Annotated in this window: 12 protein-coding genes and 1 tRNA gene; 4 read left to right on the top strand and 9 right to left on the bottom strand. The window is 70.2% G+C overall.

What is annotated here, in order from left to right; all coding sequences use genetic code 11:
• Positions 1 to 39 precede the first annotated feature (39 nt).
• Positions 40 to 234, top strand: coding sequence for a hypothetical protein (locus tag ACWDO5_RS24190; protein WP_450532464.1), 195 nt, complete (start codon positions 40 to 42; stop codon positions 232 to 234).
• A gap of 924 nt (positions 235 to 1158) precedes the next feature.
• Here the strand turns inward: ACWDO5_RS24190 and ACWDO5_RS24195 are convergent.
• The 4 genes from ACWDO5_RS24195 to ACWDO5_RS24210 all read right to left on the bottom strand — a co-directional run bounded on the left by ACWDO5_RS24195 (position 1159) and on the right by ACWDO5_RS24210 (position 4246).
• Positions 1159 to 1902: an ATP-binding cassette domain-containing protein gene (locus tag ACWDO5_RS24195; RefSeq protein WP_450532435.1), complete on the bottom strand. Its 744-nt coding sequence runs from the start codon at positions 1900 to 1902 to the stop codon at positions 1159 to 1161.
• Entirely contained in the window at positions 1899 to 2477 is a 579-nt protein-coding gene (locus tag ACWDO5_RS24200) for a hypothetical protein (protein ID WP_450532436.1), read from the bottom strand. The genes ACWDO5_RS24195 and ACWDO5_RS24200 overlap by 4 nt, the downstream gene beginning before the upstream one ends.
• Positions 2474 to 3466, bottom strand: a complete 993-nt coding sequence (locus ACWDO5_RS24205) for a hypothetical protein (protein WP_450532437.1) — start codon at positions 3464 to 3466, stop codon at positions 2474 to 2476. The genes ACWDO5_RS24200 and ACWDO5_RS24205 overlap by 4 nt, the downstream gene beginning before the upstream one ends.
• A gap of 357 nt (positions 3467 to 3823) precedes the next feature.
• Positions 3824 to 4246 (bottom strand): hypothetical protein, encoded by a 423-nt coding sequence (locus ACWDO5_RS24210; protein WP_450532438.1) that lies wholly within the window; start codon positions 4244 to 4246, stop codon positions 3824 to 3826.
• Positions 4247 to 4542: 296 nt separating this feature from the next.
• Between ACWDO5_RS24210 and ACWDO5_RS24215 the strand changes: the two genes are divergently transcribed.
• Together ACWDO5_RS24215 and ACWDO5_RS24220 are read left to right on the top strand one after the other, a co-directional pair.
• Positions 4543 to 5037: a DUF6444 domain-containing protein gene (locus ACWDO5_RS24215; RefSeq protein WP_450532439.1), complete on the top strand. Its 495-nt coding sequence runs from the start codon at positions 4543 to 4545 to the stop codon at positions 5035 to 5037.
• A gap of 25 nt (positions 5038 to 5062) precedes the next feature.
• A complete protein-coding gene (locus tag ACWDO5_RS24220; RefSeq protein WP_450532465.1) occupies positions 5063 to 5368 on the top strand; it encodes an IS66 family transposase in 306 nt (101 codons plus the stop codon).
• A gap of 383 nt (positions 5369 to 5751) precedes the next feature.
• Here ACWDO5_RS24220 and ACWDO5_RS24225 read toward each other — a convergent pair.
• Positions 5752 to 5828: transfer RNA gene (locus ACWDO5_RS24225), tRNA-Thr, on the bottom strand.
• A 114-nt stretch (positions 5829 to 5942) separates the two neighbouring features.
• Between ACWDO5_RS24225 and ACWDO5_RS24230 the strand changes: the two genes are divergently transcribed.
• Entirely contained in the window at positions 5943 to 6179 is a 237-nt protein-coding gene (locus ACWDO5_RS24230) for a hypothetical protein (RefSeq protein ID WP_450532440.1), read from the top strand.
• A gap of 103 nt (positions 6180 to 6282) precedes the next feature.
• Here the strand turns inward: ACWDO5_RS24230 and ACWDO5_RS24235 are convergent, their stop codons facing one another.
• The 4 genes from ACWDO5_RS24235 to topA form a co-directional block, all read right to left on the bottom strand.
• On the bottom strand, positions 6283 to 7833 hold the full coding sequence (locus ACWDO5_RS24235) for an alpha/beta hydrolase (RefSeq protein WP_450532441.1): 1551 nt from the start codon (positions 7831 to 7833) through the stop codon (positions 6283 to 6285).
• A 265-nt stretch (positions 7834 to 8098) separates the two neighbouring features.
• A complete protein-coding gene (locus tag ACWDO5_RS24240) occupies positions 8099 to 9304 on the bottom strand; it encodes a DNA polymerase III subunit delta' (RefSeq protein ID WP_450532442.1) in 1206 nt (401 codons plus the stop codon).
• 418 nt (positions 9305 to 9722) lie between these two features.
• Positions 9723 to 12773, bottom strand: coding sequence for a dTMP kinase (tmk, locus tag ACWDO5_RS24245; RefSeq protein WP_450532443.1), 3051 nt, complete (start codon positions 12771 to 12773; stop codon positions 9723 to 9725).
• A gap of 128 nt (positions 12774 to 12901) precedes the next feature.
• The gene (gene topA / locus ACWDO5_RS24250) at positions 12902 to 15739 is read right to left on the bottom strand and encodes a type I DNA topoisomerase (protein WP_450532445.1); all 2838 of its coding nucleotides are present in this window, start codon (positions 15737 to 15739) and stop codon (positions 12902 to 12904) included.
• Positions 15740 to 15765 lie beyond the last annotated feature (26 nt).

Here is a 15765-nt window from a genome sequence, read left to right on the forward strand (position 1 = left end):
CTCTCGCCGAGCGGTCTGACACGCCTGGTGGACCGTCTCGTGGACCGCGGACTGGTGACACGGTTGCCTGACGGCTGGGACAAACGAGTGCGGCACCTCGTCCTCACCCCTCAAGGCCGCGCGATACGCGATGCGGTAGTGCCACCGGCGGCGGAGCAGATTCGCGGCACCTGCGGTGGACACCGCGCCCTGCTGGAACGACTGCGCCGGATAGCCGAGCACCCCTCCCCATGACGGCCGCCTGCGGCGTGGGCGGCGCTCTGTCGTGAGCAGCGGCAACTGCGGTCCGTGGCCCTCGGGACGGATCGCCACGGTGAAGCCCTGCTTCACGATGTGGTCAGCGAGACCCAGGACCTCGGGCGTCATTCCGGGGATTCCCGGGACGAGTACGGCCCCGGGCCACGGCGCCCTTCTCGTACACGTCGTGGGTGAGCCCGGCCCCCGTGAACGGGGGCCTTGCGCCAGCCGGCGAGGTCGGAGGTCGGAGCGGAACCGGTCACGAGGGGTCTCCTTCAATCAACCAAAGTGTTTGGACTTGCCGCTGCTGAGTCCAGGGTCACGGCAAGCTCCCTTTGACGGGTGCGCGGTGTGCCTGGTCAGCGCGACGGATGGAGACAGCGGCCAAGCACCTGGACGTCCTGGGACGCTACTCCTTCAGCGCATCGCAGCCGGAGGGGCACTGCGCCCCCTGCGCAATCCTGACACCGTGGATCTCGACGATGAAGATTGACGGCGTCGGCACGGGAGCGGGCGACCCCACCGCAGTTGGTCAGTCTTTGCGTGGCGTTCAGTTGTGGACAGTGGCCGGCAGGCCGGTCAGGCGTGCCGAGAGTTCCCACAGGCGGCGGGCCAAGTCGGGGTCGGGGACGAGTTCGTTACTGCCGCTCGGGGCGGGCCGGGGCCGCCCGACTGCTGATGGTGCGGGTTGGTGACCGCCGTCAGGAGCGCCCTTTGGGCGTCGCTGACGCGATGGCCGCTGCGCGGCCACTCTGGACTACGGCCACCAACCCGTAAGAGAGGGCTGGCTATCGGGCGGCCCCTCCGCTGTGGCGTACGGCCACCTGTACACGTTGACCGTGTACCTACCTGGACAGATGACCCTGAACCTCGACACGCGTCCTGGGGGAGTGCGGCTGGGGCCACCGGGCAGCCGGCGAGTCAGGCGGTGACGCCCCGGCTCCGGAGCAGGGCGGTGTACGCCGCTTCGGCGGCGCGTCCGGCGAGGGTTCCGGGCGGGGTGTGGGTCAGGAACGTGTCGGTGTCGCCGTGATGGAGGATCCTGCCGCCGTACATGACGGTGACGTGGTCCGCTTCCTCCGCCAGGTCGGCGACGTCGTGCGTGGACAGCAGGACCCGCACGTCGCCGGTCAGTCCGCGCAGGACGTCGCGGAACACCCGGCGCTGGTAAGGGTCCATGCCGGCGGTCGGCTCGTCCAGCAGCAGGACCCGTGCCCCGTGCACGAGTGCCCCGGCGACGCCGACGCGCCGCAGCTGGCCGCCGGAGAGCCGGTTCGTGCGGGTGTCGGTCTGGTCGGCCAGGTCCACGCGAAGCAGGGCCTTGCGTGCCTGCTGCCATGCGTCGGTGCGGTTCATGCCCTTGAGCCAGCCGATATAGGCGACGTACTCGCGTGCCGTGAGGGTGGGCATGGGCACGATGTCCTGCGGCATCCAGGCCACGGCCCGCCTGTACGCCGAGGTGCCCGCCGGCGCGCCGTCCAGGGCCACGCGCCCCTTCTGCGGTGTGGTCACCGAAGCCGCGAGCTTCAACAGGGTGGACTTGCCGGCGCCGTTGGGGCCGAGCAGGACGGTGAGGCCGTCCGGGAGGGCGTATGAGAAGTTCTGCAGGACCGGCCGCTTCCAGCGCCGGTAGCCGTAGGTGCAGTGGCTGAGTTCGAGTGTCACGCTGTTTTCCTCGACGAGCGGATCTGGGCGGCAAGGCCGATGGCGAACACCACCAGTGAGGCGGCTGCCGCAAACGGGCTGTCCGCGGGGAGGGCGATGACGGTCCATGAGTACGGCAGGTTCCCGCGAAACCCGACGACTACGACGGTGACCAGCCATCCCACGGGGATCATCACCGCCGCTTGGCCGGCCCATGCCCGTCCGAGCAGCATCAGGCCGGTCAGGAACACTGCGTTGCGCCCCACGGTCGTCGCCGCCGCTGTTCCCTGCGTGAGGGCGATGAGAACGCTGCTCAGCACCGCCGCGGCCATGACCGTGGTGACGAGCGCGTTGTCGAGCCGTGTCACGGACCGGACTCCGGAGGCCTCGGCCGCGGGAAGCCGCGATTCGAGGACCGCCATCAGCAAGGCGAGCAGCGGGACGGGGACGAACAGGGAGAGTGCGACCCGCGGGCTGCCGGTGAGGGACGGCAACAGCACCGTGGTGCCCTGCACCGCGTACAGTCCGGCGACGAAGACGAGCAGGGCGAGCGGCAGCAACGTGTGTCCCCGGCGAGCCTTGAACCACCACGTCACGACGTCTTCGCCTCACATGTGTCGAGCGTCCGCCTGATCCACTCGGCCTGTACGGCCTGCGGCTCGGCCAGCACACGGGTGACGTCGGCCCGTACCTGCTTCTCCAGCTCCTGGGCCACGGGGTCCAGGCCCTCCTGCTCCCGGCGCTTCTGGTACGCCTTTTCCTGCCCGGTCTTCACAGCCCCCCACAGCCACGCCGAGTGGGCGGTAGGGGCATCGACCTGCTCACAGCGGAAATGCAAGGCCCGCACCACAACCTGGTACACCGCGTCACCGCTCTGCACCGGCCGGGTGAGCACCATACGCCACACCGTGTCCGTGGAGGGTCCCTGCCGACGCCCGTCGGCATAGCTGTCGGTGATCAGACGGGGCTGCGCCGAGGTCGCCCCGGCATCCCGCAGCACGCGCAGTGCCTTCGCGGTGTCGCGCTGGACCTGCGGCAGATAGCGTGCGTTGAACTCCGGTACACACATGCGCGGTGCGCTGCCCGCGCACTTCATTGCCACATGCCCGGCGGTCAGGGGCGGAGTGGCCGACCAGTCGACGGCCGTGCGGTAGGCCCCGAGGACGCCGCCCACGGCGACCACGGCCGCGACCGCGACCCGCAGCGCGCGCCACCCATAGGGTAGCCAAAGGATCATCAGCCCGGCGGCCATGCCGCCGGCCAGCAGCACGGGCACCGCGGCCGTGACGAGGCTGGGCACCTCTCCGAAACCGATGGTGCCGAACTGCCCGGAGATGTGGCGGGGCCAGTAGGGCAGCACCGCCCTGGTGAAGGCAACGGTGACCCAGTCGGCCACGGCCAGGATCGGCGTCGCGATGACGCGGGGGACCCAGCAGCCGACGGAGAATCCGAGGACGGCGTGCGCGACGCACAGCACCATCGCGGCAAGTGGCAGTCGCAGGCTGTCGAGGCTCGGCATCGTCGCCGACCGCACGAGTGAGATCGTCGGCGGAATCAGCAGAACGAGCCAGGAGAGCACGATCACCGGGGCCAGGGCATTGGCCGCGATTCGGTAGCGCGAACGGGCCGGGGCCAGCGCCCATATCCGTGCACTTTTCAGGCGTCCGCTTTCCCAGCAGGCGAGTGCCGCCGCCACCGCGTAAGCCAGTGCATAAAGAGTTTTCAGTGGCTCTGCGACAATGCTCGGCGCATAATGGTAATAATCTGCGAGGGGGGCCGTTTCTCCTGTCAAATAATAAAGAAATGTCAATAGGAGGACGACTGGGGCGGCCCATCGAACGCTACCGCTGCGCAGGGTGGTGCTGAATTTCATTGAGTCTCACCGAGCCACTTGGCGGCCGGAGAGGGATGCCCCGGAGGGGCACCCCTCAGGCTTGGAATGTCAGCCGTCAGCCTGGGTGGTGTCCACCGACACCGAGCTGACGCTCAATTGCGGGCCGAAGGTGGAGCCACCGATCTTCATGATCTGGAAGTAGTAGTTGCGCATGCCGGACGGCAGATCGGTCCACTCGCCGTTGCTGGTACCCCCGTTAAAACAAGCGGTGAACGTCTTGTTGTCGTAAGCCTCGTCGGGCTGGAGGCTGATGTCGTTCCAGATCTGCACGTCAGTGCTCTTCGAGCCGTCAGTGGTGCAGCCGGTGAACAAGACCTGCGAGTACAGCTCGTCCGACCAGCGTCGGGACTCGAAGCCCACGCTGGCGCCAGTGATCGAGCTGCTCCAGTTGGCCTCGGCGATGGGAGCGAGTGCAAGAGTCAGCACGGCCGCGGTGCCGGTAACCATCGATATACGCGTACGGCGCTTCATTTTTCCCACCCTTTTCTTGTGAAAGCACGAGATGAGGATGGATGAAACACTAAATCTCCCCCCCGTGCGCTTCGGGAATGCCGTCCCGAAGCGGAAAAGTATCAGTGTTGTTGAGACAGGGGCAACCTTCCGTTTGCCTGCCGGTGGCTGTGGTTGCGCGGCTCGGGCTCTATTTGGCTTGAATTCTCCGCCAGGAATGCGCCGACGCAGTCCATATGTAACTGTTTTAGGTAGCTGTCCAGCAGGGGTGATGGTCCGTTGAACCTGGCCGGTTCTTGATCGATAAGCTCTGTGGCGTGGAGTCCAGGGGTGAGCCGACACGCGAGGAGTTGCTGCTTCTGCTGTCGGCGAAGGACGCCACGATCGCGGCGTTGACTGCGTTGGTCGAGCAGCAGGCGGTGCAGGTCGCGGGGCTGGTTGCCCGGGTTGCGGAGCCGGAGCGGCAGCTGGGCAAGGACTCGTCGAACTCCTCCAAGCCGCCGTCCTCGGACGCTCCGTTTGCCAAGCCCGCGCCGAAGCAATCCTCGCGGATGCGTTCGGGGCGCGGTCCCGGCAAGCAGGATGGAACCGCCGGCACCACGCTCAAGCGGGTCGAGGACCCGGACACGAGACCTTCGTCCAGGACCCGGAGACATGTTGCGGGTGCGGTGACTCCCTGGCAGGTGCCCAGTCTTCGACGAGCGCCGTCACCAGGTCTTCGACGTCCCGCCTCCGCCGCCACGTCCGAGGGTGACCGAGTACCGGATCGTGTCGCGGACCTGTACCGGCTGCGGCACCACCACGGTGGGTGATGTCCCAGCGTGGGCGCACGGGCGGGTGCAGTACGGGCCGATACTGATGGCGCGGGCAGCGTGGCTGGTGTGCGCGCACCACCTTCCTGTCCGCCGGGCCGCCTCGGTGCTGGCGGCGCTGCTCGGGTCGGTGGTGTCCGCCGGCTGGGTCGCTGCCCTGCGTGGGAAGGCCGCCCGCCTGCTGGAGCAGGACTTCCTGCCCCGGGTCCGGGAGTTGATCGCCTCCGCTCCGGTGGCCCACGCGGACGAGACCTGCGCGCGAGCGGCGGGCGCCCCTCGCTACCTGCACGTGGCCTGCACTCCCCATCTCACGGCGATGCACGTCAAATAGCGCGCACGGCCCTACCTAGCTGACGAACCGGCGGCCGGCTGAGCCGCCGGGGGGGGCGGACCGTCCCAGGCTGCGACTGTGCAACCGGACAGACGGCATAGGCTCGGTCAGCTCCAACCGCGCAGGCCACAATCGAACCAGTTGCACCGGCGCTGCACGATTGGCCACCGCGTGGCCACCAACCCACGGTTCGAAAAACCAGGCAACGGCGCAGACAGCAGCAAACTCCCAGGTCAAGGCGGTGCGAACAAGAGACGAGCACCGCCAGTGGACCGCAGACCTGCGCATTGCGATGCGTAGGTCACGAGTGCCCGATTCGCGCAGATTTCAAGGTTACGGGAAACAGGAAACCCCAGGTCAGAGGCCTGACCTGGGGCTCACCGTGGAGCCGCCTTCGGGATTCGAACCCGAGACCTACGCATTACGAGTGCGTTGCTCTGGCCAACTGAGCTAAGGCGGCAAGCTGCGGATATACACCCGTCCTCGCGAGGACACGTTCGCACCAGCAGCGGCGCAAGTCTACAGGGTTGTTTCGGGTGCCCCGAACCAGGTCCAGGGCACCCGCCCCGGCGACTTGCGCGCCACCGGGGCGTGGCTACGGCCCGAGTTCAAGGACGCCGGGCACGGGCGGGCCTGGTGCATCAAGCATGTCGCCAAGGGCAGCCTCGTACTCTCCGACCTTGCGATCCTCGCGGCCGGGTTCCCGGCGATCGCGCTGTCGCCCGAGCCACCACGCACGGCGATGTCGCCGTCGTCCTCGTCACGCTCGGTCTCGGCGACGGTCTGGCCATCACCACGGCCGCGTCCGTGACGGTCTCGGCAGTGCTGGCCAAGACCGCGGAGGGCCGGGTGGTGGACGCCGCGCGGCTTCAAGGCCACGGTCGGCCGCCCACCACCGGCATGCGGGCCTGCGCTCAGCGGCAGCGCTTGTTCTCCGGCGGAGCCGTGCCTTCCAGCAGGTAGGTGTTGATCGCCGTGTCGATGCAGTCGCTGCCGCGCCCGTACGCCGTGTGGCCGTCGCCTTCGTACGTCAGCAGGGTCCCGGAGGAGAGCTGCTCGGCCAGCCCCTGCGCCCACTTGTAGGGGGTGGCCGGATCGCGGGTGGTGCCGACGACCACGATCGGGGCGGCGCCCTTCGCGTCGATCCGATGCGGCGCGCCGGTGGCGGGGGTGGGCCAGTACCCACAGTTCAGGGAGGCCCAGGCGAAGCCCCTGCCGAAGACCGGGGACGCCTTCTCGAACTCGGGGAGCGCGGACTGCACGGCTGCTGGGGTGGTGAAGGCGGGCGGCAGGTCGAGGCAGTTCACGGCGGCGTTGGCGTACATCAGGTTCGCGTAGGAGCCGTCGCCGTCGCGCTCGTAGTAGCTGTCGGCCAGCGAGAGGAGAGGCGCGCCGTCGCCGGCCATGGCGCTCGCGAGGGCCTCGCGGAGCTGGGGCCAGGCGGATTCGTCGTACATCGCGGCGATCACTCCGGTGGTGGCCAGCGACTCGCCCAGCTTGCGGCTCCCGCCGGTCGGGACGGGCTGGGTGTCGAGCGCGGAGAAGAAGGCCTTGAGGCGGTTGGAGGCCTCGGCGGCGGACGTGGTGCCAAGCGGGCAGTCCGCCTGCTTGACGCATTCCGCGGCGAAGGACTGGAACGCGGTCTCGAAGCCGGCGGTCTGGTCGCGGTTCATCTGGCGGGAGGGCAGCGACGGGTCCATCGCACCGTCGAGGACGAGGCGTCCGACGCGGTCGGGGAAGAGCTCGGCGTATGTAGCGCCGAGGAAAGTGCCGTACGAAGCCCCGACGTAACTCAGCTTCTCGTCGCCCAGCACCGCGCGCAGGATGTCCATGTCACGGGCCGCCTCAACGGTGGAGACATGGGGCAGGACCTCGCCGGAACGCCTCTTGCAGCCCTCCGCGAAATCCTTCAGCGACGTGGTGAGCCGGGTCGTCTCGGCGGCGTCGTCGGGAGTCACGTCGACCTGCGTGTACGCGTCCATCTCCTTGCCGCTGAGGCATTCGACGGGCTCGCTGCGGGCGACGCCGCGCGGGTCGACGGCGACCATGTCGTACTGGGCGCGGACGGGGCCGGGGTAGCCGACGCCCGCGTACCCCTGGAGGTAGCCGACGGCCGAGCCGCCCGGGCCGCCGGGGTTGACGAGCAGCGAGCCGAGTCGCTTGCCGGGGCCAGTGGCCTTCTTGCGGGCGACGGCCAGGTTGATGGACTCCCCGCCGGGCTTGGCGTAGTCCAGCGGTGCCTTCATGGTGGCGCAATCGAATCCGGGAACGCCGCAGGCCCTCCACTTCAATTGCTGCGCGTAGTACGGCTTGAGCGCGGCGTCAGGAGTGGACCCGCTGTCGCCCACGGCGGAGGCGGTCGCGGAGGCGCTCGGCGCCGAACTCCCGTCCGTACAGCCGGAGATCAGCAGACCGGCCGTGGCCAGCGCGAGGGTGGAGGTTCGGAACAGGCGCCTGGTGTCCATCCCCGGAGCGTAATGCGCGCTGAGCGGTGATGCCGTGCGGCACACGTACGGGCGAGCCGGTCCAGGGGCCGCCGGCTGTGTCCGCGACACGCACGAGTGAGCCGATCAACGGGCCGGGCGGCGTGCGCGACACGTGCGGATGAGCCGACGCGCCGGGTCAGCCCGGCGGCCACTCAGACCGCGCGGCAAGCCGGCCGCCTGCCGCCCGGCCCGGCGTTCGGCCACGTCGCCCCCGCCAGGGGCGGGGCGGCCGCCGCCCCGCCCGTCACCCCGCGCGCAGTGCCACCGCCATCGCCTCGACTGCCAGCAGCGGCGCCACATTGCTGTCCAGTGCCTGGCGGCAGGCGACCACTGCCTCTATGCGGCGCAGGGTGCCCTCGGGGGTCGATGCACGGGCGATCCGGTCGAGTGCGTCCCGTACGTCGTCGTTGGCGAGCGCGACCTCGGAGCCCATCTGGAGAGCGAGCACATCGCGGTAGAAGCCGGTCAGATCGGTGAGCGCCAGGTCCAGGCTGTCCCGCTGCGAACGCGTCTTGCGGCGCTTCTGCCTGTCCTCCAGCTCCTTCATCGCCCCGGCGGTCCCCCGCGGCATCCGCCCGCCGGCCCCCGCGCCGAGAGCCGCCTTGAGGTTCTCGGTCTCCTTGACGTCGATCTCCTCGGCGACCTGCTTGGCGTCCTCGGCCGCGGCGTCGACCAGCTCCTGGGCGGCCTTGAGGCAGCCGCCGATGTCCTCGACGCGCAGCGGCAGCTTGAGCACGGTGGCCCGGCGGGCGCGGGCCCGCTCGTCGGTGGCCAGGCGGCGGGCCCGGCCGATGTGCCCCTGGGTGGCGCGGGCGGCGGCCGCGGCGACATCGGGCTCGATGCCGTCACGCTTGATCAGTACGTCGGCGACGGCGGCGACAGGTGGCGTACGGAGGGTGAGGTGGCGGCAACGGGAACGGATCGTGGGCAGCACGTCCTCCAGGGACGGCGCGCAGAGCAGCCACACGGTGCGGGGAGCGGGCTCCTCGACGGCCTTCAGCAGAACATTGCCCGCGCCCTCGGTGAGGCGGTCGGCGTCCTCCAGGATGATCACCTGCCAGCGGCGGCCGGCTGGGGAGAGCTGGGCTCGGCGGACGAGCTCGCGGGTCTCCTTGACGCCGATGGACAGGAGGTCCGTACGGATCACGTCGACGTCGGCGTGCGTACCGACGAGGGCGGTATGACAGCCGTCGCAGAACCCGCAGCCGGGCTCCCCGCCGAGGGCCCGGTCGGGGCTGACGCACTGCAACGCGGCGGCGAAGGCCCGTGCGGCGGTGGACCGCCCGGAGCCGGGGGGGCCGGTGAACAGCCAGGCGTGGGTCATTTTGGACGCGTCGGGCGGCTGCTCACCGCGGGCTTCGGCAGTGACGCGGAGGTCGGCGTCCCGCGCGGCGGCGGAAAGCTGCGCCTGGACTCGCTCTTGGCCGACGACGTCGTCCCATACGGCCATGTGCCGTCACCCGCCTTTCGTGCTGGGGTCTCCCATTGTGGGGGAGGGGTCTGACAGCAGGGCCGTGGCGGGGAGCTTTCCCCCACCCCGCCCCTTCCCGAAACTGGGGGCAAGACCCCCAGGCCCCCTGCGGGGGAAAGGAGGTCGGGGGGCTGACGCCCCCACACCCCCACAAGTGCGCCGGCGTCGCGGCGCAAGCCGCACGCACGCTCCGAGGCCCGGCCCCCCGACAGCGCTCGCTTCGCGGCGCGAGAGGCGCCCACACCTCCGAGCGTTCGCTTCGCGGCGCCAGCGACAGGCACAACCCCGAGCGTTCGCTTCGCAGCCCGAGACGAGGCCCGGACCGCGCCAGTGCCGACTTCGCGACCGCGGCCGCGACCGGCGCCCCGGCAGCCGGGCGCGGACGGTCAGCGGACCGTCAGCGCCTGCCCCGGCCGCCGCCGTTGTCGTCCTCGTCGTGCGGGCCCAGCAGTTCGTCTGCCAGGGTCGGAAGGTCGTCCAGTGGCGTCTCCTCCGCCCAGTCCGAGCGGCGGCGACGGCGGCCCGAGTCCGGGTCGACCTGGGGGAGTTCGCGGGTGCGGTCGTTCGCGCCCGCGTCCGCGCTCGGCGCCTCGTCGCGGAAGAACCCCGGCGGAACCCTGTCGGAGGGGTCCGCGTCCCGTGCGTCCTCCCGTACCGGCGGAAGCACCGCCGTCTCCTCCGCGTCCGCCGGGACCTTCGGAAGCACCGCCGTCTCATCCGCCGCATGCGCCGGCGGCATCACCGGCGACGGGACCTCCTGCGTCACCTCGTCGGGCCTGACCACCGGCGTCGGCACTGTGGCGTCATTCGCCGAAGCCGATGCTGAAGCCGCAGCAGCCGCCTCCGCCAACCGCCGCGCCTCCTCCGCCCTCAGCAGTGCCTCCTCTGCCTTCCGCTGCTTCTCGAGACGCCGTTCCTCCGCCTCTGCCCGCAGCCGGGCCTCCTCCGCGGCCTGCTGGCGACGCCGTTCCTCTTCCGCCTGGCGTGCTTTCTCCTCCGCCTCGCGCCGGCGGCGTTCCTCCTCGACCCGACGCCGCGCCTCTTCCGCCCGCTGCCGGGCCTCCTCCGCCTGCCGCTCGGCCTCGCGCTGCCGCGCCTCCTCCAGCTCGTGGCGCTTGCGCTCCTCCTCCTCGGCGCGGAGCTTCGCGAGCTGTTCCTGCCGCTCGCGCTCGATCCGCTCTTCCTCCGCCTTGCGCGCGGCTTCTTCCTCGGCCCTGCGCCGGGCCTCCTCCTCAGCCGCCTTGCGCGCCTCCGCCTGAGCCTTCACCTCTGCGTCGGAGAGCGGCAGCAACTGGTCGAGCCGGTGCCGTACGACAGTGGCGACCGACCCCGGCTCCTGGCCCGCGTCCACCACCAGGTACCGGCCCGGATCGGCCGCGGCCAGCGTCAGGAACCCGGCCCGCACCCGCTGGTGGAACTCCGCCGGCTCCGACTCCAGCCGGTCCGGCGCCTCCGTGAACCGTTCCCGCGCGGTCTCCGGCGAGACGTCCAGCAGCACCGTCAGATGCGGTACGAGTCCGTCCGTGGCCCACCGAGAGATACGGGCGATCTCCGTCGGCGACAGGTCGCGGCCCGCGCCCTGGTAGGCGACCGAAGAGTCGATGTAGCGGTCGGAGATGACGATCGCGCCGCGCTCCAGCGCGGGCCGTACGACCGAACTGACGTGCTCGGCGCGGTCGGCGGCGTACAACAGCGCCTCCGCACGGTTCGACAGCCCCTCCGACGATACGTCGAGCAGGATCGACCGCAGCCGCTTCCCAAGTGGCGTGGCACCCGGCTCGCGCGTGACCACGACTTCGTGGCCCTTCGCCCGGATCCACTCCGCGAGCGTCTCGACCTGCGTGGACTTCCCGGCCCCGTCACCGCCCTCTACGGCGATGAAGAACCCGGTGGCGGCCTGCGCCTGTGCGGGGTCGGACCCGCGGCGCAGCGCGTCGCCCAGATCGCGGCGCAGCGGCACACCCGACCGGTCGTCGGTCTTCGCGAGCACGATCGCCGCCACGGGCAGCAGCAGAGCGCCGGCCAGCATCAGCGTGAACGCCGCGCCGCCGTGCGCGAAGACGAAGTCACCACTCGCCAGCCGGTGCGGCCCGATCGCGGCGGACAGCAGCGGGGCCGCCAGCGCGCCGAGACCGATGGCGACCCGGACGACCGCCTGGAGGTGTTCGGTGATCCGGGCGCGCCGGAAGTCTTCCGCCTCCTGGTCGATGAGCGCATGCCCGGTGCTCGCGGCGACACCTGCCGCGAGGCCCGCGAGCAGCGCGATGAACACCACGCTCGCGGTGTCCGGCACCAGGCCCATGGCGAGCAGCGCGACTCCGGTGACCGCGACCGCGAGGGAGAGCAGCCGGCGGCGGGAGAGTGTGGGCAGTACGGACGCGGCCCCGCGGACGCCAAGCCCCGTGCCGGCGGTCAGCGCGAGCACGAGCAGCGCGAAGGCGGCGGGACCGCCGCCCAGGTCAAAGGCGTGCAGTACGGAAACGGCGACGGCGGAAGCGATCGCGCCCGCGACCGCGACGCAGGCGAGCACGAACAACGGAATGGCACCCGTACGCCCCTTGTCCAGGCCGTTGCCGGTGGACGGGCGGCGCAGTCCTTCGAGCGGCGAACGCGGCCGCGGCGTCAGCGAGCCCGGCAGCTCGAGGAAGTACAGGGTCGACACGGACGCGGCGAAGAGACCGGCCGCGACATACGAACCGAGGGCCGCCTGGTGCAGCGAGAACCACTCGATGCCCGAGCCGAGCAGATTGCCGATCAGCGTGGCCACCAGCAGGACCGCGGCCCCGACGGGGATCACGGCGAAGCCCGTACGCAGCCAGAGCCGGCGCAACGCGTCGATGTGGTCCGGCAGCGGGCGCACCGCAGCGCCCTCCAGCGGCGGGGCGGGCAGCAGCGCGGGCGCCGCGCCGTCGCGGGCGATCGTCCAGAAACGCTCGGCGACTCCCGTGACGAAGACAGTGATCAGCAGGATCGCGGGCGCGTTGTCGGGGGTCCAGTCGATCCACAGCGGCGCGATCACGAGAAGCGCGAGACGCAGCCCGTCCGCGCCGATCATGGTCCAGCGCCGGTCGAGCGGCCCCTTGGGTGAGGTGAGGGTCGTCAGCGGGCCGAGGAGTACGGCCCCGAACAACAGCGTTGCGAGGACCCGCGCGCCGAACACGGCGGCGACAGCGAAGGCCGCCCCGCGGTAACCGGACCCGAACGAGCCCGCGGCGACCGCCGCCTGGAGCGTCAGCAGCAGAAGCACAAGAACGGCGACGGCGTCCCCGACACCGCCTATGACCTGGGCGCTCCACAACCGCCTCAGCGGAGGGAAGCGCAACAGGGCGCGCACCGCTCGCTCACGCGAGTCCGCGGCAAGTGCGTCGGATGCGTCGGAGTCTGAGGCAGTCTCTGAGACGGTACTCACGACCGCCTGCTGCTCGGCTGGCTGCTCGGCTCGCGTCATCCGCCCAGCCTATCCGGAGCGCCCCGCTCCCCGGAGGCCTGCCCGAACATACGGGCGCTTTGTACGGAGGATGAGAAAGCTCCCTCGCACAAAGCGCCCGTTAACACGTACTTGCTCGCCACACGTACTTACTCGTCTGCCGACGCCGCCGTCTTCTTCGCAGCAACCGTCTTCTTCGCGGCGGTCCTCTTCGCCACCGTCTTCTTCGCGGCGGTCTTCTTCGCCACCGTCTTCTTCGCCACCGTCTTCTTCGCCGGAGCTTTCTTGGCCGGAGCCTTCTTGGCCGGAGCCTTCTTCGCCGTCTTCTTGGCGGGCCCCTTGGCGCGCTTCTCGGCAAGCAGCTCGTAGCCGCGCTCCGGCGTGACGTCCTCGACGCTGTCGCCGGTGCGCAGCGTCGCGTTGGTCTCGCCGTCGGTGACGTACGGACCGAATCGGCCGTCCTTGACCACCACCGGGCGCTCGCTCACCGGGTCCGTGCCCAGCTCCTTCAGCGGCGGCTTGGCGGCCGCCCGCCCGCGCTGCTTCGGCTGCGCGTAGATCGCCAGGGCCTCGTCCAGCGTGATGTTGAAGAGCTGGTCCTCGCTCTCCAGCGAGCGCGAGTCCGTGCCCTTCTTCAGGTACGGGCCGTACCTGCCGTTCTGAGCCGTGATCTCCACGCCGTCCGCATCCACGCCGACGACCCGCGGCAGGGACATCAGCTTCAGCGCGTCCTCGAGCGTGACGGTGTCCAGCGACATCGACTTGAAGAGCGAGGCCGTCCGCGGCTTGACCGCGTTCTTACCGGTCTTCGGGGTGCCCTCGGGCAGCACCTCTGTCACATACGGGCCGTATCGGCCGTCCCGCGCGATGACCTGGTGCCCGCTGACCGGGTCCGTGCCCAGCTCGAAGTCGCCGCTCGGCTTGGCCAGCAACTCCTCCGCGTACTCCACGGTGAGCTCGTCCGGAGCAAGATCCTCAGGGACGTCGGCGCGCTGGTGGCCCTCCGCGTCCTTCTCACCGCGCTCGATGTACGGGCCGTAACGGCCGACGCGCAGCACGATGCCCTCGCCGACCGGGAAGCTGGAGATCTCCCGGGCGTCGATCGCGCCGAGGTCGGTCACCAGTTCCTTCAGACCGCCGAGGTGGTCGCCGTCGCCGTTGCCCGCGCCGGACGCGGCCCCGGTGTCGTCGCCCTCGCCGAAGTAGAAGCGCCTCAGCCACGGCACGGCCTGCGCCTCGCCCCGCGCGATGCGGTCGAGGTCGTCCTCCATCCTGGCGGTGAAGTCGTAGTCGACAAGCCGGCCGAAGTGCTTCTCCAGCAGATTGACCACGGCGAAGCTCAGGAACGACGGGACGAGCGCCGTCCCCTTCTTGAAGACATAGCCGCGGTCGAGGATGGTGCCGATGATCGATGCGTACGTCGACGGGCGGCCGATCTCGCGCTCTTCCAGCTCCTTGACCAGCGAGGCCTCGGTGTAGCGGGCCGGCGGCTTGGTCGCATGGCCGTCCACCGAGATCTCCTCGGCGGCAAGCCGGTCGCCCTCGGCGACCTGCGGCAGACGGCGCTCGCGGTCGTCGAGCTCGGCGTTCGGGTCGTCGGCGCCTTCCACGTAGGCCTTCATGAAGCCGTGGAATGTGATCGTCTTGCCGGACGCGGTGAACTCGGCGTCACGGCCGTCCGAAGCGCGGCCGCCGATCCTGACGGTGACGCTGTTACCGACCGCGTCCTTCATCTGGGAGGCCACAGTCCGCTTCCAGATCAGCTCGTAGAGCTTGAACTGGTCGCCGGTCAGACCCGTCTCGGCCGGAGTGCGGAAACGATCGCCCGAAGGACGAATCGCCTCGTGCGCCTCCTGCGCGTTCTTGACCTTCCCGGCGTACACACGCGGCTTGTCCGGCAGGTAGTTGGCGCCGTACAGCTGCGTGACCTGCGCCCGGGCCGCCGTGACGGCAGTGTCGGAGAGCGTGGTGGAGTCCGTACGCATATAGGTGATGAAGCCGTTCTCGTACAGCTTCTGCGCGACCTGCATGGTGGCTTTGGCCCCGAAGCCCAGCTTGCGGGATGCCTCCTGCTGCAGCGTCGTCGTACGGAAAGGTGCGTACGGAGAGCGACGGTACGGCTTCGACTCGACCGCGCGGACGGCGAACGAGGCGTCCTGGAGCGCGGCGGCCAGCGCGCGGGCGTTCGTCTCGTCCAGGTGGAGGACCTGGCCGGACTTGAGCTGCCCGTCCGAACCGAAATCGCGGCCCTGGGCGACGCGCTGCCCGTCGACGGTGTTCAGGCGGGCCGTGAGGGTGGAGGGGTCCGAGGCGTCCCCGGCTCGGCCGGTGGAGAACGTGCCGGTCAGGTCCCAGTACTCGGCGGAGCGGAAGGCGATGCGCTCGCGCTCACGCTCGACGACGAGGCGGGTGGCGACGGACTGCACACGGCCGGCGGAGAGCCGCGGCATGACCTTCTTCCACAGGACCGGCGAGACCTCGTAGCCATAGAGGCGGTCGAGGATACGGCGGGTTTCCTGGGCGTCGACCATGCGCTGGTTCAGCTCGCGCGGGTTGGCGACGGCGTCGCGGATCGCTTCCTTGGTGATCTCGTGGAAGACCATCCGGTGGACGGGGACCTTGGGCTTGAGGACCTCAAGGAGATGCCAGGCGATGGCCTCGCCCTCGCGGTCCTCATCGGTGGCGAGGTAGAGCTCGTCTGATTCGGCGAGCTGCTCCTTGAGCTTCCTGACCTGGGCCTTCTTGTCGGCGTTGACGACGTAGATCGGCTGGAAGTCGTGCTCGACATCGACACCGAGGCGGCGCACCTCACCGGTGTACTTCTCGGGCACCTCGGCGGCGCCGTTCGGGAGGTCGCGGATGTGCCCGACACTCGCCTCGACGACATAGCCGGGGCCGAGGTAGCCCTTGATCGTCTTCGCCTTGGCAGGCGACTCGACGATCACGAGTCGGCGGCCGCCCTGTGCGGTCTCGCTGGTCGGGGACAACTTCGCTCTTCTCTCTCCGGTCGACG

Source organism: Streptomyces sp. NPDC000880, from assembly GCF_053599675.1.

What these genes read in the sequence shown, in the direction of transcription:
- ACWDO5_RS24210 (WP_450532438.1), bottom strand. Translation starts at nt 4,246, where the DNA reads ATGAAGCGCCGTACGCGTATATCGATGGTTACCGGCACCGCGGCCGTG.
- tmk (WP_450532443.1), bottom strand. Translation starts at nt 12,773, where the DNA reads ATGACGCGAGCCGAGCAGCCAGCCGAGCAGCAGGCGGTCGTGAGTACC.
- ACWDO5_RS24235 (WP_450532441.1), bottom strand. Translation starts at nt 7,833, where the DNA reads ATGGACACCAGGCGCCTGTTCCGAACCTCCACCCTCGCGCTGGCCACG.
- ACWDO5_RS24240 (WP_450532442.1), bottom strand. Translation starts at nt 9,304, where the DNA reads ATGGCCGTATGGGACGACGTCGTCGGCCAAGAGCGAGTCCAGGCGCAG.